This window comes from Piscirickettsia salmonis LF-89 = ATCC VR-1361 (assembly GCF_000297215.2).
Classification (GTDB): Bacteria; Pseudomonadota; Gammaproteobacteria; order Piscirickettsiales; family Piscirickettsiaceae; genus Piscirickettsia; species Piscirickettsia salmonis.
On the sequence record NZ_AMFF02000058.1, the window covers coordinates 14,598 to 37,206 of the forward strand.

Below are 22,609 nucleotides of genomic sequence, written 5' to 3' on the forward strand. Positions count from 1 at the left end.
TTTATTCATTCCTGATGAAATCCCTGTATCTATCAGATTTCATTATACATTGTTTATCATGTCAGTGCGTAAGGTGAGATCGTTAGAAAAAAATGATGCTAAATTAAATAAAACTTTATTGAATTGGTTATTGTGTATTGAAGATAGGCCTTTGCAGGAGGATTGTCTAATCGATGACTATGTGATGGTGGATGAGCGTTGTCATGGTCAGTTGTTTCATCAACATTGCCATCAACATCGTTCTGATAACAAGAATTTGAATAATTCGAATATGCAGTGTGGCTTAAATATATTGTAAATATTTTTTGCAGATTTTCGCTGATTTGTTGACATCAAGGATGAGTATTGTTTGTACGTGTTTTTACTCTTTTTGCTAAGGATATTAAATAGCTTTATTGTAAGCATAGTCTTATAAGACGTCTAAGTTGTTGCCAGTCAATAGCTTTTAGAGGTTTACTCTTTTGAGTATAGCTAAAAAATAGTTGTTTTTTAAAAAAAGTCACTGGAGTCAAATTTTATTTGATTTTATAGTGAGTTATGTAAAGCAAGATAAGTTTAGGCAAGGAGGCCTCTATGATTAATCAAGTCGATCAAAGCAAAGCCGCTTTAGAATTAAATGATTCGTTATTGCTAGAGGAGTCCATTAATGATGGGGGTATGACTGAGCCTAGCGTTGAGAAAGCTAAAGATGATAAATTAGCAAATAAGGCCAAAGTTAAGCCCACTACGCAGCGGAGGAAGCGTCGAGAAGCGAATCAAGAATCAACAGGAAGTCCAGATGCAACACAGCTGTACCTAGGTGAGATTGGCTTTTCACCCTTGTTGTCTGCTGAAGAGGAAGTGTATTACTCCAGGCGCGCACAGCGTGGAGATCAAGATGCCAGACGGCGGATGATAGAAAGTAATCTGCGCTTAGTTGTTAAAATTGCTCGTCGCTATATTAATCGAGGTTTATCTTTATTAGACCTTGTTGAAGAAGGCAATTTAGGCTTAATTCGTGCGGTTGAAAAATTTGATCCAGAGCGCGGTTTTCGTTTCTCAACCTATGCGACTTGGTGGATTCGCCAGACCATAGAGCGGGCGATTATGAATCAGACGCGAACCATCCGCTTGCCTATTCATGTGGTAAAAGAGTTAAATTTATATTTACGTGCCGCACGCCAGTTATCACAGCTGCTTGATCATGAACCGAGTGCTGAAGAGATTGCTGAACTATTAGATAAGCCTGTAGAAGATATTAAAAAAATACTGGTTTTGAATGAGCGGATTTCCTCGGTTGATAGCATGTGGGGAGATGAGGCTGAGAAATCGTTACTTGATAGTATCGCAGAAGAAAACAGCGCATCAGAGCCAGCCTCTTGGATGGAAAGTGAAGATATTAAAGAACACTTGGATCAATGGTTGAATGACTTGACTGATAAACAGCGTTCGGTGGTGATGCGCCGCTTTGGGCTGCGTGGTCATGAAGCGGCGACTTTGGAGCAAGTAGGGCGTGAGATTGGCTTAACCCGTGAGCGTGTTCGTCAGATTCAAGTGGAAGCGTTAAAGCGTTTACGTGAAATGCTTGAAGGACATAACCTATCCAGCGAAATGTTGATGGTATAAAGCTGATTGACACAGATATTAAGATTATAGAGAGGGCTAGAAAATAAAAAAAGTCAGCAAACGCTGACTTTCAGAGGACCTAGGCGGCAAAGTTTTGCCGTCTACCTTAATTACATCGGGCAGTCAGGCTTAAACTTTAGCCAAAATCTACTAGACGTGTTATTATAATGATTTTTGTTGAACATGCAAGAAAAATAGTGTTTTGGCTGCTTCAATGGCTCGTTTTAGCTTAACTTTCAATGGATTAATTGAAGGTGAAGGACAGTCAGGGCTGCTATAATTTTTAAAAGATACAATGATTAAGGCATGAACGGGCAATGAAAGGTACTATAAAGTTTTTTGATCGTAAGCAGCAATATGGCTTTATTGTTTGTGATGATATGAACCAAGATATTTATTTTAAAATGGAAGACATACTGAATGTGCGCTTGATTAAGCCTGGTATTGACGTTGCTTTTGATTATGAGTCTTTAGAGGGTGATCGCTTTCGCGCTTATGATATTCACCCTATTAGTGAAGAGGTTCTAGCAAAAGCGGTTACAACAAATGTAGTGGGTGAAGGTGTTTCTGTGCAGCAATGCGTTGCGATGGCAGTTACATCGGCACTGATTACTTTCGTGGTTGGTCTTGTGGTTGGGTTTGCAGCTCATCAGCTCATTTAGCTACTAACAACTACAAATAGGCAAAATGATGGCTTTAAAGGTGCTTTAAGCGCCTTTTTTATTTTGCAGTGAATAGTTATAGTCTAAGGGTTGATGTATTTGTGTTAGAGCTTAAAGCGCTGACTAAGTCTTATGGTATGAAGACGGTGTTGTCTAAAGGGGCACTCCGCGTGGCTCAAGGTGAGTTTTGTCTAATATCTGGAAAGTCAGAAAGTGGTAAGTCTGTGCTATTAAAAGTTATTAGTGGTCAGGAAGAGTGCACTGATGGCAGTATTTTGATTGATAATCAAACGATAAATAACACACAGAAAAATAATTTTGTATTGATTTTTGCTAATTATAGTTTGCATCCTGAATCAACGGTGTATGAAAACCTTGCTTATCGCCTTTATCTTAAAGGGGTAAAGCGTCAGCAAATTCGTCAACATATTGATGTTATTGCTAAAAAAATGAATTTAACGCATTTATTAAAAAATTACCCAAAAGATTTAAATATATTTAGCTACATTCGTGTCGTTTTTGCTAGAGCATTGGTGCAGCAAGCGCGGTTTTATCTACTTGATGAGCCTTGGCGTGATTTTCCATGTGCTCTGAAGAAACGTTTAGCACGTTTACTTTGTCATTTACAGCAAGAAGGTAAATTTTCAGTGATTTATACAAGTTCTTTGCTATTACACGAAGAAAGTCAGTTTTTTAAGCAAATAGATCAGCGGGTCAAGTTAGAAAATAGTCACCTCATTCCTGTTCATTTAACAATGAAGTAAGAATCATGAGATAATTGCATAATTTTTTTAATAAATGAGTGATTGATTGATGAAACAGCAAATATCAGGACAAAATCAGTATTATCGTGTTTTAACAATTGCTGGATCAGACAGCAGTGGTGGCGCAGGTATTCAGGCTGATTTAAAGACGTTTGCCGCGTTAGACTGTTATGGCATGAGTGCAATTACAGCGATTACTGCACAAAATACCGTTGGTGTCCAAGAAATTCAAGTAATTCAAGCACAGTTAATCCGCGCTCAAATTGACGCTGTAGTTAATGATGTTGGTATTGATGCGGTTAAAATTGGCATGCTTGCAAATCAAGATATTATAAATGTTGTGACTGATTTTATTCGGGGTATTGATATCCCTGTTATTTTTGATCCGGTGATGGTTGCAAGCTGTGGTGATACATTAACAGCAGCGACACACATTGATTTATTTAAAGAGTTAATGGCTTACTGTACGTTGGTAACGCCTAATTTATATGAAGCGTGTTTATTCACGGGTAGTGAGATTAAGAGCCAAGCAGATATGTTAGGCGCTGCTAAAACTATGGTTGATGAGCAAGGTGCAAAAGCGGTACTAATAAAAGGTGGGCACTTGCCTGATAATATATTAGCCGATTTACTTTATCATAATGAATTAAAAATGTGGTTTAAACATGAAAAAATTATTACAAAAAATACGCATGGTACGGGGTGTACACTGTCCTCTGCAATCGCAGCGAATATGGCAAAAGGCCAAGAGCTTGGTATAGCAGTAGCAGTAGCCATTGACTTTTTGCAAGGTGCAATTACTAAAGGCCAGAAATACTCTTTGGGAAAAGGCCATGGCCCGGTTCATCACTTTTATCAACATGAGTATCAAGATTAAGTCCAATACAGTTTACTTGATATTTTACCGATTTATCTGTATCTATAAGAAGAAGTGATGTAATTTTATTAAGGATAGTCAACTGCATGGATACACTCATTAAAAAAAAACCAACGCAAACGCCTTCTTCTTCTTACTTTAAAGAGGGTATTTTATTAGGGTTATGCCATGGTATTATGGCAGATAACCAAATTCTTGATGAAGAACTGATTTTTTTAAAAGATTGGATTTACTCTCAGATTGAGTTAACAGAAGAGCACCCAGGTTCTGATATCGTTAAGTTAATTAATATTGCTTTAGAAGAGCATCCTGTGCGTCCTGCAACGATGCAGAGTCTTATTGAAGGCTTTGAGGCAATTTTTAGTGCCTATCAGAATCGTGAGGATCCCTGGGCTGTATTTATCGGTCTGTGCTATGGTGTGCTTGCAGATGATGCGATTGCTCCTGCAGATATTGAATTATTATTAAATTGGCTAGAAGAGCACCCTGAGGTAAAAGTGCAATCACAGTTAGAGGTGTTATTGCCATCTTTGTATCAAACGCGTACGGCAAATTTATCTTTGGATAAAGTGAAAATTGAACTATATGATTTTATTCAAATGTTAGATAAGTAATCGTTATTATCTAGGAGATAGATTATAATTGTGTGTATTATATATAAGTAAAATTATTAATAGTTATAGGATTTAATTATATTAACATCTTGATTTTTTGCTTTCTTTAAAGAAGTGGAATTTTGATTATTTAAGAAGTGGCTGTGATTATAGTATGGCATGGCGACATCAAAAGCATATGAAAGTTAATGTGGCATCGTTTACTTTGAATTAAAGAAAGGTGTTGCTTCAAAATATAACAATTAGGTTGTTGTTATGTTATGTGTTTTGTAGCAGATCTTTAGAAGAAGGCAGTGAAAAAATAAAGCTACAAGACAAGGCATGTTCTTGCCATAATAAACTGTAAATGTGATTGCTTTTATATTTATATTATAGTGCTTCACTAAAGTGCATTAGATAAGTATCAATGATTAGCTAGAATAGCCTGGCAAAGGCTGAGTATGATATGCTTTCTTTAATTCTTATAAATATTTGCTTTTAATGAAAAAATAACTATGGGAACTCAGTATAATATATGAATGATTAAATTTAGTTAAAGCTTAAAGTTTACCGTTATAATTTAATGAAAATATGTGATTTATTTATATTTTAAAAATAAGTATTTATAAAGTAAGCCGATGAGTGAAAGGTGTAATATTTCAGGCAGCGCTTGTGCGGCAATAGGTACACGCCTAGCTGGTAAATAAAATAAAAATTTTATACTCGATTTATTATTTTAGTAAATAATTAATTAAAAATTAATCCTATTGAGTTTTATCATTATTTTGCTCTAAATTAAGCTGTTTGGTCATTCTGTGAATACCATTGGAGTGCTGGTGATAAAGTAACTTAGCTTGATAGTTTTTGGCATAACAATTGTAAGATGGCTAATGAGTAAATCAAAATAATTAATTTAGTGGATGATTGGATGAAGTTTATTCAACGCTCTGAGGTTATCTTAAGTGCATATTTTGTTGATCGTGATGGCCAAGGGGATACTTTTGAATTTGCCTTGAATGATAAATTGAAGGTTATTTCTGGAGCTTGCCAAGATTTTGTCACTGGTAAAATGCACTCAGTGCAAGTAAAGGACTATTGGGACACTTTATTTGAGTTTAATTATATCAGTATTCAGTCAAAAATTTCTTCATCAGCGACAATTAGACGTTTTACCGAGTTGCTGAATCAATTTGGTATTCGTTTAGCCCCTCCAGAAGACGCTTATGATGAAACACTAGATTTTAATTTATTAGGCGAATTACCTGATATTGTCCGTTTTTATATTCGTCCAAATAATGAAATTATTTTTCTCTCACCAGCATCAAGATTTAAATTAGTTGCTTGTTAAATACCATAGAGAAGTTAAATTAATTTTGTTTTTTTTATGATAAAGGTTGACATTCTTTTTTTAGAGAACTATTTTCGCTAATAGGAGCTAAAAACTAGGGACGGTATTATGGCGACAAAAACTTCCACTCGTAAACCTGCAGCGAAGAAGAAAGTAGCTGCGAAAAAAACAACAGCTAGAAAGAAAGTTGTGGCGAAAAAGCCTGCAGCGAAGAAAAAAATAGCTACAAAAAAAACGGCAGCTAAAAAGAAAGTTACGGCGAAAAAAACTGTAGCAAAGAAAAAAGTTGCAGCGAAAAAGCCCGTGGCTAAAAAGAAAGTAGCAACAAAGCGATCTGCTGCGAAAAAGAAAGCAACGGCGAAGAAAGCTATGTCAGCAATTTCTCAACGCTATACAGCAAAAGATACTTTCCGTCAGATTGCAGAGGAAAGTGATTTAAGCTTAAAGCAAGTTGAGGCTGTTTTTGATTCGCTTAAAGATATTGCGTATGCTCATTTACAAAAAAGAGGTGCCGGTGAATTTATTTTACCAAAACTGGGTGTAAAAATGTTTCGCAGCAAGCGTAAAGCAACCAAGAAACGCATGATTCAAAGCCCAACGGTTGGGCAAGTGATGGTGCCTGCGAAAAAAGCACACTCTGTTGCACGTGTTTCTGCACTAAAAGCACTTAAAGATATGGTGTCGGATTAGTTGTCAAGGTGAAACTTGATTGCTAATTATCAACTATAAAAACAGCAAAAGACAGTAATTAACTGTCTTTTGTTTTAAGTATTTTAGTCTTAAGTTATGACACTTAGAAAATATAAAATTAATCTACAGTTATAGTTATGCATGTTGAGCATGACATTTTGAAATTCACTGTATCAATGAAAGTATAATTTTTTCAAGTAGATGCTTTGGGTAATAGGTAAATAAGTAATAGTTTATTTAGCAGTACAGTCTTCTTTTTTTAACTCAGTTTAATTTAGTAAGGCTTATTATAATAATGTTTAGTTGGATCACAATGGGAAGATCAAACTTTAATTTACACAAGGTAGTGTGTCCATGAGTTATAAGATTAAAGGTCTTGCATTTGTAATTGCTGCATTAAGCACTGCTGCTACACCTATGGTTGTTTATGCTGCTGGTTTTCAAATTAATGAGATGAGCCCTAAACTGCAAGGATCTGCTCTTGCAGGAGCGGCCTCAAGTTGGGGTGATGTCGATGCGATGTACCTAAACCCCGCATCTTTAGGTGGGGTTACTGCCAATGAAGTTTATTTAGGAGGGTCTTATATAGACCCTAAAGTCACATTAAAAGATGCCAGTGCAACTCAATCTGGTGCAGCATTAGCTGGTACTTCCCAGAATGGCAATGTAGCTAATAGCGCTTTAGTTCCAAATATGTATGCGGCTTGGAAGGTCAATGGCAAGGTTGTTGCAGGTTTATCGGTTACAGTGCCTTGGGGGCTGGAAACTCAATATGGAAATGATTGGGTTGGGCGTTATGAAGCGATGGACTCAAAAATTGAATCTGTTGCAATTACGCCAACGATCGCTTTTAAGCTGGATGATCAGTGGTCTTTGGGTGTTGGTGTCTCTGCGGTGCGCACTAAAGTGACTTTGTCTCAATACAGTGGCTCTGCGAGTGTTTTACCTGCGACGCAGCCCTCTACAGTCTCAGGAGATGATTGGGGGTATGGCTACTTACTTGGGGTACAGTACAGGCCGATGCACTCGACAGTACTCGGCTTAAGTTATCGCTCGGCCGTTAAAAGTGTCATTGAAGGAGATGCTTCTTTATCAACGGCTGGGGTTCCTGCTGCGACAGGGTTGCTAGGTAGTGCAAGTGCAGATTTAGAATTGCCTGCTGTTTGGAATTTAGGCATTACGCAAAAAATTACGCCTAAATGGAAAGTCATGGCGAATGCCCAATATGTAGAGTGGAGCAGTGTTCAAAGTATTAACGTTAATATTAGTGTGCCAGGTGTAGGCTCCGTGACTATGGATTCAGATTTAAACTATAAGAATGCATGGTTATTTTCTTTAGGTAGTGCATATGACTTAACGCCGAAGTGGCAACTGCGCTTTGGTGCAGCATTTGATCAAACACCGGCAAATAATATCGACCGAGATGCACGAATTCCAGACTCTAATCGTATTTGGGCGACCATTGGTGTAGGTTATCATGTTGATAAAAATTTTAGTGTAGATGCTGTGTATCAGCGCATTTTTATGCAAGATTCTACTATTAACAAAACAAGTATTGATGCCCTTAATAATGTACAAGCTAATTACAGTGGCTATGCTAATGTCTTTGGTTTGGGGGTGAGTTGGAAATTTTAGGTGGACTTTTTTATTGGTCTAAAATTGGCCTAATGTTATCATGTGTAATAATAAAGAAAGCAAAATTAAAGCTTTCTTTATTGATATTGAGTACTGGAAGAAGCTAGATGATTGATTTAGCTAGCCTTGAGTTAACTGTGGTAACGCTTTAAGTAAGTATTCAGGTAGAATCTGGCTTGATTCATGAATGTTGGCATTATAATATTTGGTCACAAATGACTTGTGTTCAGCGTCTTGTTTGCGGAAAGCAAACTCACCATTTTTGCTAGCGAGTAATGTGCTCCACCAGCCGCTTGGATAAATTGGTTGTGGGTAATGATGTAAGCGTGTGGACTTAAAACCAACTTTTTTAAAACGATGGCACAGTGTGTTTAATAAATCAACATGGTAGAAGGGTGACTCACTTTGAATAGCAAGGATACCGTTTTCTTTTAGGGCATTGAAACAGTAGCCGTAAAATTCATCGGTAAATAAAACCTCACCTGGCCCTTCAGGCTCTGTACTATCAACAACAATAATATCCAGCGAATTTTTTTGAGCTTTGCGAATCCAGTCAATACCATCTTCGAATAAAATGGTTGCGCGGGGATCATTGTTATCAGTACAAAGTTCTGGAAAATGTATGTTAGCAAGTGCAGTGACTCGCTCGTCAATATCGATTTGTGTTGCTGATTGTGTTGTTGGGTGCTTGAGTACCTGTTGTAAAGTGCCACAATCACCACCACCGATGATGAGGATGTGCTCTGGATTATTGTGGCTATAAAGCAATGGGTGAGTCATCATTTCATGATAGAAAAAATTATCACGTGTCGTGACCATAGTGCAGCCATCGATGACCATGAGCTTGCCAAAGGTTTCAGTTTGGTAAATATCAATGGTTTGAAACTTCGATTGTTCGGAGTGAATTTTATCAGTAATTTTTAAAGAGAAAGCGGAGCCTGAGGGTGTGTAGCTTTCTGAGAACCAAGTGTGATCAAGACTCATGATCATTCCCTAAAATGTATAGTAATTGACTAAAAAAGTGTTAGGAGCGTTATCTTAACGATAAATGCTTGCAGGTGCTAGCACTTTGCTAACGTTTTGGTGAATACGCGTTTAATATTTTCTCAAGCGTACCATCGATTTGCATCTCTATTAAGACAGCATTGACTTGCTTTACAAGGCTGCGTGAGACGGTCTTTTTACTAAAAGCAATATAAAGTGGTGCAGGATCACTCTCAATGCGTGTTTCAGTGCTAGTGATTTGGCTAAGCAGCCGAACTTTTTTTAGGAGATAATAGCCCCGCTGAGTCTCCATAAGGTAGCCATTGAGCTTTTTAGTGATTAATAAGCGTGGCAGTTCATAATCATTATCAGCTGTGCGGATATTTAAAGAGCCACCGCGCTGGACAAACTGTTGGTAGAGTGGTCCGTAATGGCCACCTAAGCTAGTACCCAGTTTAAATGTCGTATTGAGCAAGTCTAATAAAGAAGGGAAGTTAAAGCGTAGGGCATTTTTTTTAAGGACAAAGAGAGAAAGCTGTCTCTGGCGTATGGTATTGGAAAAATAGAGTCCATTTTTGTTTTGCAAGGTGCGTGGTAGCGATAATGCAACATCAGCCCAGCCTAATTTTAAGTCATTGGCAACGCGATTATGGGCGACGCGTTTGTAAACTAGATTACAGCCGATGCGTTGCATAATGTGGTTGATCAGAACAAGGTCAATGCCTTTAGGCCTGTTATTTATGGTGTATTGATAAGGAGGCCAGTGCCCATCGTAAGCAATATTGAGTGTTTGTGTGCAGGCTGCAAAAGCCAAGGCACTTGAAAACAGTTGATAAAGTAAAATGCCTGCTGGAAAAAAGAAATAGTAGATACTTTTTTTCATGGGTTTATGATACCTCCATTAGCAGTATAGTCAGCATCGCGGTGGTCTTCTAATAAAAATTAATTAACAACTTTGTCAGGGTTGCTTCGGGAGCTGTCTTAGATAATCACTAGATAATAATTTAGGTTGGGGTCTGGTGCGCTGGCTTGCGGTGACTTAGGCTCTGCCGTATCATGTCGGTTTGAGTCCGCACTCGCTTGCTTTTTTATTTATAAAATTTAATTGAATGGTCAGTTGATTATGAGAAAATTGATAGTTGCATTAATTATCATTGCAGTGGTGATTGCTGCTGGAGGGTATTGGCATTATAACCGTTTGCATCCTTCGACAGATGATGCATATGTAAAAGCACACATTGTTAATATTGCGTCTCAGGTTTCTGGTCGTGCTGATCAGGTGTTGATCAAGAATCATCAGCAGGTAAGTCAAGGTGAGCTATTGTTCACGCTTGAGCCGAAGCAATTTAAGATTGCGTTGCAGCAAGCTGAAGCGAAGCTCGCGGTAGAGCAGCAGTCGGTGCAATCAGCGCGTGATAATATTGCTGCAGATCAGGCTATTGTTGCCCAAAAGCGCGCTGAGCTTACGTTAGCTGAGCAAAATGCTAAGCGCACACTGGCCTTAGTCGCAAAAGGGCAAGTCTCGATTGCAGAAGGTGATCAGGTGCGCTCACAACTGACTGTAGCCAAAGCAGCATTACAAGCGGCTCAGGAAAGTTTAAAACAGGCACGTGATCAGCTTGGTCCATTCGGTGATATGAATGCACAAATTCGTCAGGCTCAAGCAGATGTTGATCAAGCGAAGCTGAATCTTTCACATACCAAAATTTATGCAGCTGCTGCTGGAATTTTAGACCAAGTGAGCTTACGTCCTGGAGATACCGTGACTGCCTTACAGTCACAGTTTGCTTTAATTGAAAATAACGAGTGGTGGGTGGATGCGAACTTTAAAGAAACTGATATAGGTCGGATTAACGTCGGTCAGAGTGCAAACATCGTGATTGATATGTATCCAGGCGTTCGTTTTAAAGGCAAGGTTGCGAGTATGAGTTATGGCAGTGGTGCGAGCTTTTCTTTATTGCCACCTGAAAATGCGACAGGCAATTGGGTGAAAGTAACACAGCGTTTCCCTGTTAAAATTTCTTTCACTGGCCAATTACCCGTGTCTTATCCGCTGCGTGTTGGTAGTAGTGCGACGGTGACTGTGACTGTGAGTGTGAGTGTGAGTGTTAAGAGTCAATCGAGTTAATCGGCGTGAATGCACTGAAACTAGATGAGAATACTTGGTCGCGCTGGATTATCACGTTCATTTTGGTACTAGTGACTGCGCTTGAAATTTTAGATATGACGATTGTGACGGTATCGTTGCAAGATATGCGTGGCTCATTAGGAGCAACTTCTGAGCAAATTAGCTGGACAGTTACCTCTTATATGGTGATGTCGGCTATTGTTATGCCTTTAAGTGGGTTTTTAACCGCTCGTCTTGGTCGTAAGCGTTTATTATTTGTTGTTATTATTGGCTTTGGAGTATTTTCTGCGCTGTGTGGCTTTGCAACGAATTTGGCAGAAATTGTGGTATTTCGCGCTTTGCAAGGAGGTTTTGGTGCTTTGCTTGCACCGATTTCTCAGGCGACTATTAATGACTTGTTTGCTAATCGTCCAGACTCAGAGCGTAATAAGTCAATGGCTTTGTATGGCATGGGGATTATGACTGCCCCGGTATTTGGTCCTATTATTGGTGGTTATTTAACACAGAATATTAACTGGCGTTGGGATTTTTTTGTTAATATTCCAATTTGTCTTATTGTTTTGCCTTTGATTGCTATTTTTATTACAGAAACTGAGCGTAAATCAAGTAAAGTTGACTGGTTAGGCATGAGCGTGATGGCTTTAGCGGTCGGTAGCTTTCAGGTGGTTTTGGACCAGGGGAGTAGTAAGGGTTGGTTTGCATCTGATCAGATTATAATTTTAAGCATGATTGCTGTGAGTAGCTTTGCTTATTTTCTGTATCGCGGCATTCGCATGGGCCGCAAAAATATTATTAATTTAGGGTTATTTAAAGATCGTTTATTTGCTGGGTCGATTTTCTTAATTTTGGCTTATTGTATGGTGCTCATGGGATTACTCTCTTGGTTGCCGTTGTTTTTAGAAACATTACTTCAGTATCCGGCCTTAACCACTGGTGAAGTATTGGCACCCCGGGGGATTATTGCGGCTATAGCGATGATGACGTTGCCATTATTGATGCGTTTTATTGCGGCCCACTGGTTAGTGATGCTGGGTTTTTTACTTACAGCGAGCGGGGGTTATTTGATGATGAGTACATTTAATCTCTACATTGACCCACAAGCAGTTTTGATTCCCAATCTTATTCAAGGGGCTGCATCAGCCTTAGTCTTTGTTCCCTTAGCACGAACATTTTATGGGAATTTGTCACCTGAAGATCATGCGGAGGCAGCAGGAATATTTAGTTTTGCTCGCAGTATCGGTGGCTCGATTGGCGTGTCGATTATGGGGACTATATTTGTGCGTTTATCACAGGTAAACTGGAATGAATTGAGCGGCTATGTTAACGCTTTTAACCATAATTTGACGCGTTGGCTGGAAGTGAATCATCAAAGTATTCAAGATTCGCAAACGATTGCACGTTTGGGCAATATCGTCAATGAGCAGGCAACCATGCTGGCGTTTAATGATGTGTTTTATTTTGCAACAGTGTCGTCAATAATTTTACTGCCTTGTGCGTTAGTATTAAGAAAAAAGGTAAATAAGGTCAATTAGGTTAAATTAAAATGATAAAAAGAAAAATGCTGTGTAGAGCACTATGTAGTGCTGGGATACTTATTTACAGCGCATCTGCATTGAGTGAGAACTTGGTGCAGATTTATCAAAAAGCAACAGTTGAAGATCCAACCTACCAGGCCGCATTGGCAACGCATCAGGCAACGCATGAAAGTGTAGCGATTGCTAAAGGCCCTTTGTTTCCACAGCTATCGTTAACAGGCAGTATTAATCGGGTTAAATTAAACAGTGGCGTAGTTGAAAATGGTCGTGGCTACAGTTTGACGCTGACGCAAAGTTTAGTCGATTATGCTCAGTGGCAGACAGTGGATCAGGCTGAGCAACAGGCCGCTCAAGCTGACGCAGTGTTACAAGGGGCGAAGCAAACGCTGATGTTGGATGTGGCAACGGCTTATTTTAATGTGCTTGAGGCAAAAGATAATTTAGTGTCAGCACAATCTCAGGTTAATAGCCTAAAAAATAACTTAGATAAAGTCGAGCAGCAGCATAAAGTCGGTGTTAAGCCCATGAGTGATGTGCTTGATGCACGTTCTAGCTATGATCAGGCGCGTGCTGACTTGATTCAAAAAGAAAATACAGTAGCAACGAGTTGGGAATTTTTGCGAGCGATTACAGGGGTTCGCTATAAAACACTTTCTCCTTTGAGAACAAAAATCAACTTTGAAGGGCCACAGCCGAATGATATTCATTATTGGGAAACGGTAGCTAGTAATAATAATTTAGATATGAAAACAGCGCGTTTTGACGCGGAAATTTCTAAAACTTCGATTGATATTAATCATGCCGGTCATTATCCAACCTTAGACTTAGAATTAAGCTATAGCTATAATCGGGATCCGAGTGGTGTGATTAGTGGTGTTGCCGGTAATAACCATAATGCGGCGATTAATTTGGTGCTGAATGTGCCTATTTTCAGTGGTGGATTAATTACGGCACAAACACAACAGGCGATCAATCAATACGATGCGGCGCATTATAGCTTAGTTAAAGCGCAGCGCGCTGCTGTTAGTAATGCTCGGCAAAGTTTTTTAGGAATGACCGCACAATTAAGCTCTATTCGAGCTTTTGAAGCTGCGGTTAAGGCGGATGAGACCAGCCTTAAAACGTATGAAGCGAGTTATGCGGTAGGTGTTGCAACCATGCTGGATATTTTACGGGTGATTCAGAACTTAAATAGTGATCAGCAGTTGTTGGCGAAAGCCCGTTATGATTATATTTTGGATTATTTACGATTAAAAAGTAATGCTGGCAGTTTAACATTTGATGATCTAGAGAAAATTAATAGTTGGTTAATTTCTAAATCGAAAATCAAGTAATAATGAGCAATTAAGTTAAATTAAAATAAATATAAGAAAAATATTTAGGGTGAAAAATGTATAAAAATTTAGTGATTATTGCAGGTGCAGAAAAGACGGTAGCAATTAACGCCGTGATTAAAGATGATTTTGGAACATGGTTAGAAGGGCAAAGCACCTTTACTCAAAATTGGCTAAAAAGCTCAGGCTTTAAGGCGGATGTAGGTCAGTTTCAGTTGCTCAGTGATGAGGCTGGCCAGCTCTTTCAAGTGGTTTTAATCATTGCAAATGAGAGTGATTTTTGGTCCTTTGGCAACTTAAGCCGTTTGCCTCAAGGTCAGTATATGTTTAGCGCTTTGCCGGTTAATGAAGAGCAAGCTGCGGTTGCCTTTGCGCTTGGCAGTTATTGTTTTGATCGCTATAAAGAAAGTAAAAAAACAGGCCCAGAACTGGTTATTGGTGATGTGTTGGTTTTTCAGGCGGTTAATCGGCAGGTTAATGCCCTATGTTTAGGTCGGGACTTAATTAATACACCAGCAGAGGATATGGGGCCACAAGATCTGGCTGATACTGTCAAAGGGCTTGCTAAAGAGTTCAATGCTGATTTTAAAGAAATCGTGGGTGATGAGTTAATTACTGAAGATTATCCGGCGATTCATGCAGTAGGTCGGGCCAGTGACCGTGCGCCACGGTTATTAGAGTTAAATTGGGGTGATAAAGCCGATAAAAAAGTAACGTTGGTGGGTAAGGGGGTGTGCTTTGATAGTGGCGGTTTAGATATTAAGCCATCTAGTGGTATGTTGTTTATGAAAAAAGATATGGGTGGTGCGGCGCATGCTATTGCTTTGGCTCATTGGATTATGGCGGCAAAGTTGAATATTTCCCTGCGCTTATTAATTCCTGCCGTCGATAATGCGATTGCTGGCAATGCTTATCGTCCTGGTGATGTGATCGCAACACGTAAGGGTATTTCAGTGGAAATTAAAAACACTGATGCTGAAGGTCGTGTGGTACTAGGTGATGCTTTAGCGCTGGCCGCAGAAGCTCAGCCTGAATTGGTGATTGATTTCGCAACGTTGACAGGGGCAGCGCGTGTGGCGTTAGGAACGGAATTGCCAGCTTGTTTTACCAATCAGCGCAAGATAGAAACAGCGCTACGTAAGTTAGGTGAAGATCTCGCTGATCCGGTATGGCCGATGCCCTTATTTAAAGCGTATAGAAGTAAAATTGATAGTCAGATTGCGGATTTAAGCAACTGCGATCTAGGAGGCTATGGTGGGGCGATTACTGCAGCACTGTATCTTGAAGAATTTGTTGGTGACTGTCCATGGATTCATTTTGATGTGATGGGTTATAATAATCGCAGTTTGCCGGGGCGCCCTGAAGGGGGTGAAATTATGGGAGTCAGAACTGTATTCTCTTACTTAGAACAGCAATATACCAGAGTCAGTGGATAATCGGACTCTCTAGTTTTAAGTTGTTTGTTTGTAAAATTAGTAGTGAATTGATTAATAAATGATGAATAAAATATGGGAGCAAAGCGTGGGTTATTTGGCTGAGGATCAACGTCCGATGAATGTCTCAAAGATTAAAGCCTTAAAAGGGCAGCGTCCGGTGGTGGTGGTGACAGCGTATACAGCACCTGTTGCCAGTATTGCCAGCCGTCATGCAGATATTCTCTTGGTGGGTGATTCTTTAGGAAATGTGATTTATGGCATGGATACAACAGTTGCGGTGACGATGGAAATGATGATCGCTCATGGCCGCGCTGTGGCGCAGTATGCGGATTATTCACTTGTGGTGGTTGATATGCCCTTTGGGTCTTTTCAAGAATCTAAAGAGCAGGCCTTTCGTAATGCGGCGCGGTTGATGAAAGAAACCGGTTGTCAGGCGGTAAAAATCGAAGGCGGCATTGAAATGGCTGAGACAGTGGCTTTTTTAACCTCGCGAGGGATTCCAGTTATGGGCCATGTGGGCTTGCTTCCTCAATCGGTGAATGCCTTGGGTGGCTTTAAAGTTCAAGGGCGTGGTGATGCAGGTTTGGAGCAGGTGTTGCGTGATGCGCGTGCCATTGCCGAAGCTGGGGCCTTTACTGTGGTATTAGAGTGTGTGGCAAGTCAAGTCGCAGAGCCTGTCACCTCGAGTATTGCGGTGCCAACGATAGGTATTGGTGCTTCAAATGCCTGCGATGGTCAGGTGTTGGTCATTGATGATCTAATTGGCTTGACTAAAAACACACCTAAGTTTGTAAAACGTTATGCTGAGGTGGCTAAACAGATTGATCAGGCAGTTCAAGCCTATTCTCAGAATGTAATAGCGCGTAGTTTCCCAGAAGATGATACGCATACTTTCTCATAGTCAGTAAGTTCATAAAATAGATCGCGATATAGGCGAGGAATTGGATAGGCATCACAAGAGTGAAACGACTATTAAAAATTTAAGGTCTTAATTCAGACTTTTAGATTTTAACGTGAGTTCGATATAAGGTCCTATTGAAAAAGCAGCCCGTTTGCAATTAATATTTAGGTTCTCAAAGTCTAAATCCATTGCAAGGAGCTACTTATGGATACCAGCTTAATTGGTTTGTTTTGTATTGTCGATGACTTTTGTCAGGTTTTCTTGCCTCACTGGAAAGCCTCATTACTTGAGCACCAAGATAAGCAGCGCAATAAACCAAGCCGCATGTCAACGAGCGAAATAATGACCATCATGATTTATTTTCATCAATCCCACTATCGTAACTTCAAACATTACTATCAAAGGGAAGTCCAGGGCCATTTGAAAAAATACTTTCCCAAGGCAGTGAGCTATAACCGATTTGTTGAATTAATGCCAACTATATTACTCCCTCTGTGTTTTTTTATTGCCGCTCAAAGAAAAACACCTACGGGAATCTATTTTGTTGATTCAACCGTACTACGAGTCTGTCATCATAAACGCAGTCATCAAAATAGAGTCTTTAAAGGACTGGCTAAAAAATGTGGTTCAACGATGGGCTGGTTCTATGGCTTTAAGCTTCATCTAATTGTAAATGATATGGGGGAGTTGATGGCCTTTAAACTCAGTCAGGCAACAACGGATGATCGCGTTGTATTACCTGAAATTGCTCAAGGTCTGACAGGTAAGATTATTGGTGATAAAGGTTACATTTCACAAGATTTATTTAACAGGCTTTATGAAAAAGGACTGCAATTAATCAATAAAATTCGCAAGAATATGAAAAATAGGCTCATGCCTATCATCGATAAAATTTTACTCAGAAAACGTGGAATTATTGAAAGTGTATTTGATCAACTTAAAAACATCTCACAAATCGAGCACTCTAGGCATCGTAGTGTCAACAACTTTATGGTCAATATTCTTGCTGGATTAGCAGCCTACTGTCTTCAGGAGAAGAAGCCATCGCTTAATATCCAGCGTAATCTATTGACCAGCTGAGTTATATCGAACTCACGTATTTTAGTTAAACATTAATTAAAAATGAGTTGAAAGTCGGCAGATGCCGACTTTTTTATAAAGAATCACCGTGTGAGATGACCCCGTTGATATTCTTCTTGAAAATAGTTAGGTAAATCCTTAGCTTAACTCAGTGGCGAGGCTTGTTTAATAAGACTTTCTGTTTCCGCTGAGGCTATTATAGTGTTATGATTTGTAAACAGTTACACAGTCGCATTGCGTGTAGGAGCCATTCTTTTGATTAAAGTCCTCATTGTTGATGATCATGAATTGATTCGTGTGGGTATTAAGCGTTTATTATCTGATGTACAAGGGATTGAAGTTATCGGTGAGGCAGAAAGTGGTGAAGAAGCATTGCAGTTTATTCGCCAAAGTCGACCGGATGTTGTATTGATGGATGTAAATATGCCGGGCATGGGCGGCTTGGAAGCGACTCGCCGCTTATTACGCATTGATCAGGATATTCAAGTTTTAGCGGTAACAGTTTATGGTGGAGAACCTTATCCTTCACGTGTTTTGCAAGCAGGTGCTGCAGGTTATATCACCAAGGGAACAAATATTGATGAGATGGTGCGAGCGATTCGTAAAGTGCATGTCGGCCAACGTTATATTAGTCCTGATGTTGCGCAGCAGCTTGCTTTAAAGCACTTAACCGATGATGATACACCATTTGATCAACTGTCTGAGCGAGAGATGCAAGTGATGATTATGATTACCAGTGGCCAGAAGGTTCAAGAAATTTCTGATCAGCTCTGCTTAAGTCCAAAAACTGTCAATAGTTATCGCTACCGTTTATTTGAGAAGTTAAATGTAAACAGTGATGTTGAGTTAACACATTTAGCGATTCGTCATGGTATGCTAGATCCATCTGTTCCAGTTTAGCCTCTTAATTGATTATTTTACTACACGTGCATGGGGTTTGATGCAGCAGCATTTTTAATGACCGTTCCTGATTTGCCCGGAGTCTATCAGATGATAGATAGGCAGGCGAACGTTATTTATGTGGGTAAAGCAAAAAGCTTGAAAAAGCGCCTTAGTTCTTATTTTCAAAAAAATCATGCTTCAGTCAAAACAGAGCGTTTAGTAAGCCAAGTTACAAGTGTTGAAATCATTGTGACTGATACTGAAAAAGAAGCGTTGTTGCTTGAATGCTCTTTAATTAAAACCTTAAAGCCTCGTTATAATATTTTATTGCGTGATGATAAAAGTTATCCATATTTGGTACTAAGTGTGGGTGATTTTCCTAGTTTAACCTATCAGCGTGGGGGTAAACGGCAGGCGGGTGAGTATTTTGGTCCTTATCCTGATGCAGGAGCGGCAAAAGCAGCACTTAACCTTTTACAAAAAACGTTTAAACTGCGCTCTTGTGAGGAGTCTGCTTTTAAAAATCGTTCACGGCCTTGTTTACAACATCAAATTGGTCGTTGTACTGCGCCTTGTGTGGGCTGGGTGAGTGTGGAAGATTACCAGCTTAATGTGAGTCATACTCGATTGTTTTTGCAGGGGAAAAGCCAGGCTTTAATCGATCGGCTGGCGAGTGAGATGGACAGTGCTTCAGAGCAATTAGCCTTTGAAAAGGCTGCACAATTGCGCGATCAAATTACCCATTTGCGTAGAACAATGCAGCAACAGGCGGTGGTTTTTGAACAGGCTAAAAGTGTTGATGTTATTGTTTTATTATTAGATCAGGGTGTGTTGTGTATTCAGTTGATGATGTTGCGTGAGGGCTGTTTACTAGGCCATAAAAGTATATTTTCAAAGTTTGACTTGGACTTTGAACGTCATGAATTATTAGAGTTATTTTTAGTGCAGTGGTATCTCGGATCTGCTCGAGAGTTGCCTGCGCAAATTTGTATAGAGCAGCCTTTAGCGAATCAACAACATATTGAGACAATTTTAACTGAACAGCGCGGACGTCAGGTAAAAATTCGTGCGCAAGGGCGTGGACTTGCGAAAAAGTGGTTGGCTTTAGCAAGCCACAATGGCCTACAGGCGCTTAAAACACATCTAGCAAAAAATACGCATTATCAGCATGGATTTACTGAATGTTTGGCTGAGCTGGGCTTGTCTGAAGCAATTAGTCGGATTGAGTGTTTCGATGTGAGCCATACCATGGGGCAGGCGACGGTGGCATCATGTGTGGTATTTAATTGTGATGGGCCATTGAAGAAAGAGTATCGGCGTTTTAATATAGCAGGAGTAAAGCCAGGTGATGATTATGCTGCGCTTGCTAATAGTATATTGAGGCGCTACCAAAAAATAACTCAGTATGAGCTTGATACATGCTTATTATTGATTGATGGCGGGCGTGGGCAGTTTAATGCAGTTGTGACAGCACTGAACGCATTAAATTTGACTGCGCAGGTGCTTGCTATCAGTAAAGGTCCTGGACGTCGCCCGGGACTTGAAGTATTGCACTTATATGGGGGTGAAGCACGTGTTTTATCAGCAGATAGTGCAGCATTGCATTTCTTACAACGGGTGCGCGATGAGGCGCATCGATTTGCAATTGAAGGACATCGTGCAAAACGTGGTAAGATCACCTCTGTAATAGAAAGTATTGCCGGGGTCGGGCCAAAGCGCCGCAAGACATTACTGCATAGTTTTGGTGGTTTACAAGAGTTAAAACAAGCACGGGTTGAAGACATTGCGCGAATTGATGGCATAGGCGATGCTTTGGCACAACGTATTGTCCAAGCACTAAAAGATAAGGTTTAGGAGTGAGTAAGAAGGTGAGAATGATGCGGATGCGACTGCCAAATATTTTAACATTATTACGTATGGTGTTAATCCCTGTTTTCATACTGATTTATTATTTGCCTTTTACCTGGGCACCATTAGCGACGGCGATTATTTTTGCGGTTGCTGCGGTGACAGATTGGTTGGATGGCTTTTTAGCCAGGCGTTGGAATCAAACCTCAGCTTTTGGTGCATTTTTAGATCCAGTGGCAGACAAGCTGATTGTTGCCGTGGCCTTGGTACTCTTAGTCAGTACGTTTGCGTCAGCATGGTTTGCACTGCCTGCAGCGGTGATTATGTGTCGAGAGATTTTAGTGTCCGCTTTGCGTGAATGGATGGCAGAACTTGGTAAGCGTGCAGCAGTGAAAGTCTCTCATATAGGTAAAGTCAAAACAGTCGCTCAAATGATTGCATTATTGGTATTGCTCGTTCAAAAAGCACCGGCTCAAGGTTGGCAAGTGTGGGATTGGCCGATTTGGTTTGGTGTGGCATTAATGTATGTTGCAGCCGCGCTGACGTTATATTCAATGGTTATCTATATAAAATCCGCCTGGTCGGACTTGACTTATTCCATGTAGTCTATATAATTCATTCCAGATTTGTTGAGGCATATCAAAGTGGTATGACTTAAGTGTAGGTAAGCAATCCTGCGTTGATGGCCGGATGGCAGAGTGGCTATGCAGCGGATTGCAAATCCGTGTACCTCGGTTCGACTCCGGGTCCGGCCTCCATAGTACAGATCATTGCCCGGGTGGCGAAATTGGTAGACGCAAGGGACTTAAAATCCCTCGGTGGAAACACCGTGCCGGTTCGAGTCCGGCCCCGGGCACCATTCTTTACTTCTTTTCTATATCAGATATTTTAAGAGCAAATTTAGCTTTATTTTCCTAGCCCATGTGACCGACTTTATATTTATAGTGAACACTATTTTGGCAAAGGGATATAGGTTTTGCGTTCTGCTATTGCAAAGTCAGGAGTTTCTGCTTGCTGCTGATAAGTAAACAGTAATTGAGAGCTGGGAGATTGATTGGCTTGAATATTTATCTTGCTGAGTAATCGAGCACAAGGGCTTTGAAAGTCAGGATAATTAATTTTTAAGTTAGAAGTAGACAAGAGCTCAATCTCATGCTGAGAGAGCTGACTTTCCAACTGCTCTATGCTTTGCTCTTCAGACATAGCATAATTGAAAACAGCTTGCATCGAAGCCAATTGATATTGATTGAAGCAGGCTTCTAAATCTATTGCTTTGGGGTTGAAGCAACGAAACAACGATAAAAAACTATTGGAATCAGCGCTTAGATTTTGCGCCGATAGATGGGGTTGAATGTTTTTACATATTTGCTGAAGTTCATCACTTACGTCTTTTAAAGTTAAGTGATAGCTCTTAAAACGCTGGGGTTTTTCGAGGACTTCTTGGATGCAAGAAGATAGCTTACCTAAACCAATTTTATCTAATTGTTTAAATGCTTTTGGGTGATAAGAAAAGTTGAGTTTGCTTAAATGGCTAATTGTTGCTTCTCTAAATTGATTTTGTAATACTTTACAGAGAGAGTCTTCACTTTCACTATTTGCGGCGTCGATAAGTGCTGGATTAAAAAATGTGGTTAATTTGGCAACAGTATTAAAGTGTATTGCTTCTAAAAGGAGGGTCTGATGCAATGTGTGGATGGGAAAATGTGTATTTTTAAAGAAAGCGAGGACCCTTCTAATATCAAGGGTATAGTTTGTTTTTTTTAAGAAAAATTCTTCAAATTTTCTGTAACAGTTATTTTCTTCTTCAACTGTTGTAGAGCACTGCTGCAACTCGCTTAATAGGTTTTGAAATTTACTTTCAATATTAACATCTAACAGGTGTGGCTGGACTTTGTCACAATCTACTACTTGGTCTTGGCAATGAATCGATTCTCTGCACACAAGGCTCTCATTAAAATCCAAACAGGCTTCTTTAAGAAAGATTAAGCATTGATGTTGAACTTCACTAGAGTGAGGTATTGCGCCCTCCGTCATCTGAAGTGCAACACTACTCTATACTAAGCCGCCATCAAATACTCTAAAAAAACATGATTAGGTGAGCAATAATTCAAACTCGCTCTTCTTCTGGTGTTCAATGTATGCTCTATTTTTGCTATTTCTTTGTCACTAATTTCATTAAAATCTGTCCCTTTAGGTAGAAAACGCCTTATCAAACCATTTGTGTGCTCATTTTAGACCTCTATCACAAGAACGATAAGGTCTAGCAAAGTAAAAGTCTGCTTCAGTGATCTTTGAAATGGCCTCATG

Annotated in this window: 21 protein-coding genes, 2 tRNA genes and 1 pseudogene; 20 read left to right on the forward strand and 4 right to left on the reverse strand. The window is 39.7% G+C overall.

Going from position 1 to position 22,609, the window contains the following annotated elements:
- The 9 genes from C200_RS06050 to C200_RS06095 all read left to right on the forward strand — a co-directional run.
- Positions 1 to 298, forward strand: a 298-nt coding sequence (locus C200_RS06050; protein WP_211250922.1) for a hypothetical protein, incomplete at its 5' end; no start/stop codon positions are given.
- Positions 299 to 573: 275 nt separating this feature from the next.
- Complete coding sequence (rpoS, locus tag C200_RS06055; protein ID WP_051307327.1) at positions 574 to 1,605, forward strand: RNA polymerase sigma factor RpoS; 1,032 nt, start codon at positions 574 to 576, stop codon at positions 1,603 to 1,605.
- A 317-nt stretch (positions 1,606 to 1,922) separates the two neighbouring features.
- Positions 1,923 to 2,267, forward strand: coding sequence for a cold-shock protein (locus C200_RS06060; protein ID WP_016210294.1), 345 nt, complete (start codon positions 1,923 to 1,925; stop codon positions 2,265 to 2,267).
- A 101-nt stretch (positions 2,268 to 2,368) separates the two neighbouring features.
- The gene (locus C200_RS06065; protein ID WP_016210300.1) at positions 2,369 to 3,031 is read left to right on the forward strand and encodes an ATP-binding cassette domain-containing protein; all 663 of its coding nucleotides are present in this window, start codon (positions 2,369 to 2,371) and stop codon (positions 3,029 to 3,031) included.
- 49 nt (positions 3,032 to 3,080) lie between these two features.
- Entirely contained in the window at positions 3,081 to 3,908 is an 828-nt protein-coding gene (gene thiD / locus C200_RS06070; protein ID WP_016210301.1) for a bifunctional hydroxymethylpyrimidine kinase/phosphomethylpyrimidine kinase, read from the forward strand.
- A gap of 86 nt (positions 3,909 to 3,994) precedes the next feature.
- A complete protein-coding gene (locus C200_RS06075) occupies positions 3,995 to 4,522 on the forward strand; it encodes a hypothetical protein (RefSeq protein WP_016210289.1) in 528 nt (175 codons plus the stop codon).
- A gap of 907 nt (positions 4,523 to 5,429) precedes the next feature.
- Positions 5,430 to 5,849 (forward strand): hypothetical protein, encoded by a 420-nt coding sequence (locus C200_RS06080; protein ID WP_032126457.1) that lies wholly within the window; start codon positions 5,430 to 5,432, stop codon positions 5,847 to 5,849.
- Positions 5,850 to 5,957: 108 nt separating this feature from the next.
- Positions 5,958 to 6,539: an HU family DNA-binding protein gene (locus C200_RS16095; protein ID WP_016210302.1), complete on the forward strand. Its 582-nt coding sequence runs from the start codon at positions 5,958 to 5,960 to the stop codon at positions 6,537 to 6,539.
- A 354-nt stretch (positions 6,540 to 6,893) separates the two neighbouring features.
- On the forward strand, positions 6,894 to 8,174 hold the full coding sequence (locus C200_RS06095; protein ID WP_016210293.1) for an OmpP1/FadL family transporter: 1,281 nt from the start codon (positions 6,894 to 6,896) through the stop codon (positions 8,172 to 8,174).
- A 120-nt stretch (positions 8,175 to 8,294) separates the two neighbouring features.
- On the opposite strand, the gene speE is transcribed toward C200_RS06095, so the two are convergent.
- Both speE and C200_RS06105 read right to left on the reverse strand, forming a co-directional pair.
- Entirely contained in the window at positions 8,295 to 9,158 is an 864-nt protein-coding gene (speE, locus tag C200_RS06100; protein ID WP_016210287.1) for a polyamine aminopropyltransferase, read from the reverse strand.
- Between the two features lie 88 nt (positions 9,159 to 9,246).
- A complete protein-coding gene (locus C200_RS06105) occupies positions 9,247 to 10,041 on the reverse strand; it encodes a substrate-binding periplasmic protein (protein ID WP_016210290.1) in 795 nt (264 codons plus the stop codon).
- Between the two features lie 240 nt (positions 10,042 to 10,281).
- On the opposite strand from C200_RS06105, the gene C200_RS06110 reads away from it, so the two are divergent.
- The 11 genes from C200_RS06110 to C200_RS06160 all read left to right on the forward strand — a co-directional run bounded on the left by C200_RS06110 (position 10,282) and on the right by C200_RS06160 (position 21,161).
- Positions 10,282 to 11,286: an HlyD family secretion protein gene (locus C200_RS06110; protein WP_016210286.1), complete on the forward strand. Its 1,005-nt coding sequence runs from the start codon at positions 10,282 to 10,284 to the stop codon at positions 11,284 to 11,286.
- A gap of 5 nt (positions 11,287 to 11,291) precedes the next feature.
- A complete protein-coding gene (locus C200_RS06115) occupies positions 11,292 to 12,818 on the forward strand; it encodes a DHA2 family efflux MFS transporter permease subunit (protein ID WP_032126458.1) in 1,527 nt (508 codons plus the stop codon).
- An 11-nt stretch (positions 12,819 to 12,829) separates the two neighbouring features.
- Entirely contained in the window at positions 12,830 to 14,155 is a 1,326-nt protein-coding gene (locus tag C200_RS06120; RefSeq protein ID WP_230383380.1) for a TolC family outer membrane protein, read from the forward strand.
- A gap of 56 nt (positions 14,156 to 14,211) precedes the next feature.
- Positions 14,212 to 15,591, forward strand: a complete 1,380-nt coding sequence (locus tag C200_RS06125; protein WP_016210297.1) for a leucyl aminopeptidase family protein — start codon at positions 14,212 to 14,214, stop codon at positions 15,589 to 15,591.
- A gap of 58 nt (positions 15,592 to 15,649) precedes the next feature.
- Complete coding sequence (gene panB, locus C200_RS06130) at positions 15,650 to 16,492, forward strand: 3-methyl-2-oxobutanoate hydroxymethyltransferase (RefSeq protein WP_016210292.1); 843 nt, start codon at positions 15,650 to 15,652, stop codon at positions 16,490 to 16,492.
- Positions 16,493 to 16,696: 204 nt separating this feature from the next.
- Complete coding sequence (locus tag C200_RS06135) at positions 16,697 to 17,572, forward strand: IS982 family transposase (RefSeq protein WP_033923708.1); 876 nt, start codon at positions 16,697 to 16,699, stop codon at positions 17,570 to 17,572.
- A 255-nt stretch (positions 17,573 to 17,827) separates the two neighbouring features.
- A complete protein-coding gene (uvrY, locus tag C200_RS06140) occupies positions 17,828 to 18,472 on the forward strand; it encodes a UvrY/SirA/GacA family response regulator transcription factor (protein ID WP_016211687.1) in 645 nt (214 codons plus the stop codon).
- Between the two features lie 30 nt (positions 18,473 to 18,502).
- Positions 18,503 to 20,308, forward strand: a complete 1,806-nt coding sequence (gene uvrC / locus C200_RS06145; protein ID WP_016211685.1) for an excinuclease ABC subunit UvrC — start codon at positions 18,503 to 18,505, stop codon at positions 20,306 to 20,308.
- A gap of 23 nt (positions 20,309 to 20,331) precedes the next feature.
- Complete coding sequence (pgsA, locus tag C200_RS06150) at positions 20,332 to 20,907, forward strand: CDP-diacylglycerol--glycerol-3-phosphate 3-phosphatidyltransferase (RefSeq protein WP_016211684.1); 576 nt, start codon at positions 20,332 to 20,334, stop codon at positions 20,905 to 20,907.
- A 79-nt stretch (positions 20,908 to 20,986) separates the two neighbouring features.
- Positions 20,987 to 21,060, forward strand: a tRNA-Cys gene (locus C200_RS06155).
- A gap of 14 nt (positions 21,061 to 21,074) precedes the next feature.
- A tRNA-Leu gene (locus C200_RS06160) sits at positions 21,075 to 21,161 on the forward strand.
- Positions 21,162 to 21,253: 92 nt separating this feature from the next.
- Here the strand turns inward: C200_RS06160 and C200_RS06165 are convergent.
- Both C200_RS06165 and C200_RS16895 read right to left on the reverse strand, forming a co-directional pair.
- Positions 21,254 to 22,336, reverse strand: coding sequence for a hypothetical protein (locus tag C200_RS06165; RefSeq protein WP_016211686.1), 1,083 nt, complete (start codon positions 22,334 to 22,336; stop codon positions 21,254 to 21,256).
- 23 nt (positions 22,337 to 22,359) lie between these two features.
- Positions 22,360 to 22,609: pseudogene (locus tag C200_RS16895) on the reverse strand (IS30 family transposase); the annotation flags it as partial.

Coding starts and splice junctions, on each gene's coding strand:
- C200_RS06165 (WP_016211686.1), bottom strand. CDS start 22,336: ATGACGGAGGGCGCAATACCTCACTCTAGTGAAGTTCAACATCAATGC.
- C200_RS06110 (WP_016210286.1), top strand. CDS start 10,282: ATGAGAAAATTGATAGTTGCATTAATTATCATTGCAGTGGTGATTGCT.
- thiD (WP_016210301.1), top strand. CDS start 3,081: ATGAAACAGCAAATATCAGGACAAAATCAGTATTATCGTGTTTTAACA.
- C200_RS06075 (WP_016210289.1), top strand. CDS start 3,995: ATGGATACACTCATTAAAAAAAAACCAACGCAAACGCCTTCTTCTTCT.
- C200_RS06095 (WP_016210293.1), top strand. CDS start 6,894: ATGAGTTATAAGATTAAAGGTCTTGCATTTGTAATTGCTGCATTAAGC.
- uvrC (WP_016211685.1), top strand. CDS start 18,503: ATGGGGTTTGATGCAGCAGCATTTTTAATGACCGTTCCTGATTTGCCC.
- pgsA (WP_016211684.1), top strand. CDS start 20,332: ATGCGGATGCGACTGCCAAATATTTTAACATTATTACGTATGGTGTTA.
- C200_RS06135 (WP_033923708.1), top strand. CDS start 16,697: ATGGATACCAGCTTAATTGGTTTGTTTTGTATTGTCGATGACTTTTGT.
- C200_RS06080 (WP_032126457.1), top strand. CDS start 5,430: ATGAAGTTTATTCAACGCTCTGAGGTTATCTTAAGTGCATATTTTGTT.
- C200_RS06060 (WP_016210294.1), top strand. CDS start 1,923: ATGAAAGGTACTATAAAGTTTTTTGATCGTAAGCAGCAATATGGCTTT.
- C200_RS16095 (WP_016210302.1), top strand. CDS start 5,958: ATGGCGACAAAAACTTCCACTCGTAAACCTGCAGCGAAGAAGAAAGTA.
- C200_RS06125 (WP_016210297.1), top strand. CDS start 14,212: ATGTATAAAAATTTAGTGATTATTGCAGGTGCAGAAAAGACGGTAGCA.
- C200_RS06120 (WP_230383380.1), top strand. CDS start 12,830: ATGATAAAAAGAAAAATGCTGTGTAGAGCACTATGTAGTGCTGGGATA.
- rpoS (WP_051307327.1), top strand. CDS start 574: ATGATTAATCAAGTCGATCAAAGCAAAGCCGCTTTAGAATTAAATGAT.
- panB (WP_016210292.1), top strand. CDS start 15,650: ATGATGAATAAAATATGGGAGCAAAGCGTGGGTTATTTGGCTGAGGAT.
- C200_RS06105 (WP_016210290.1), bottom strand. CDS start 10,041: ATGAAAAAAAGTATCTACTATTTCTTTTTTCCAGCAGGCATTTTACTT.
- speE (WP_016210287.1), bottom strand. CDS start 9,158: ATGAGTCTTGATCACACTTGGTTCTCAGAAAGCTACACACCCTCAGGC.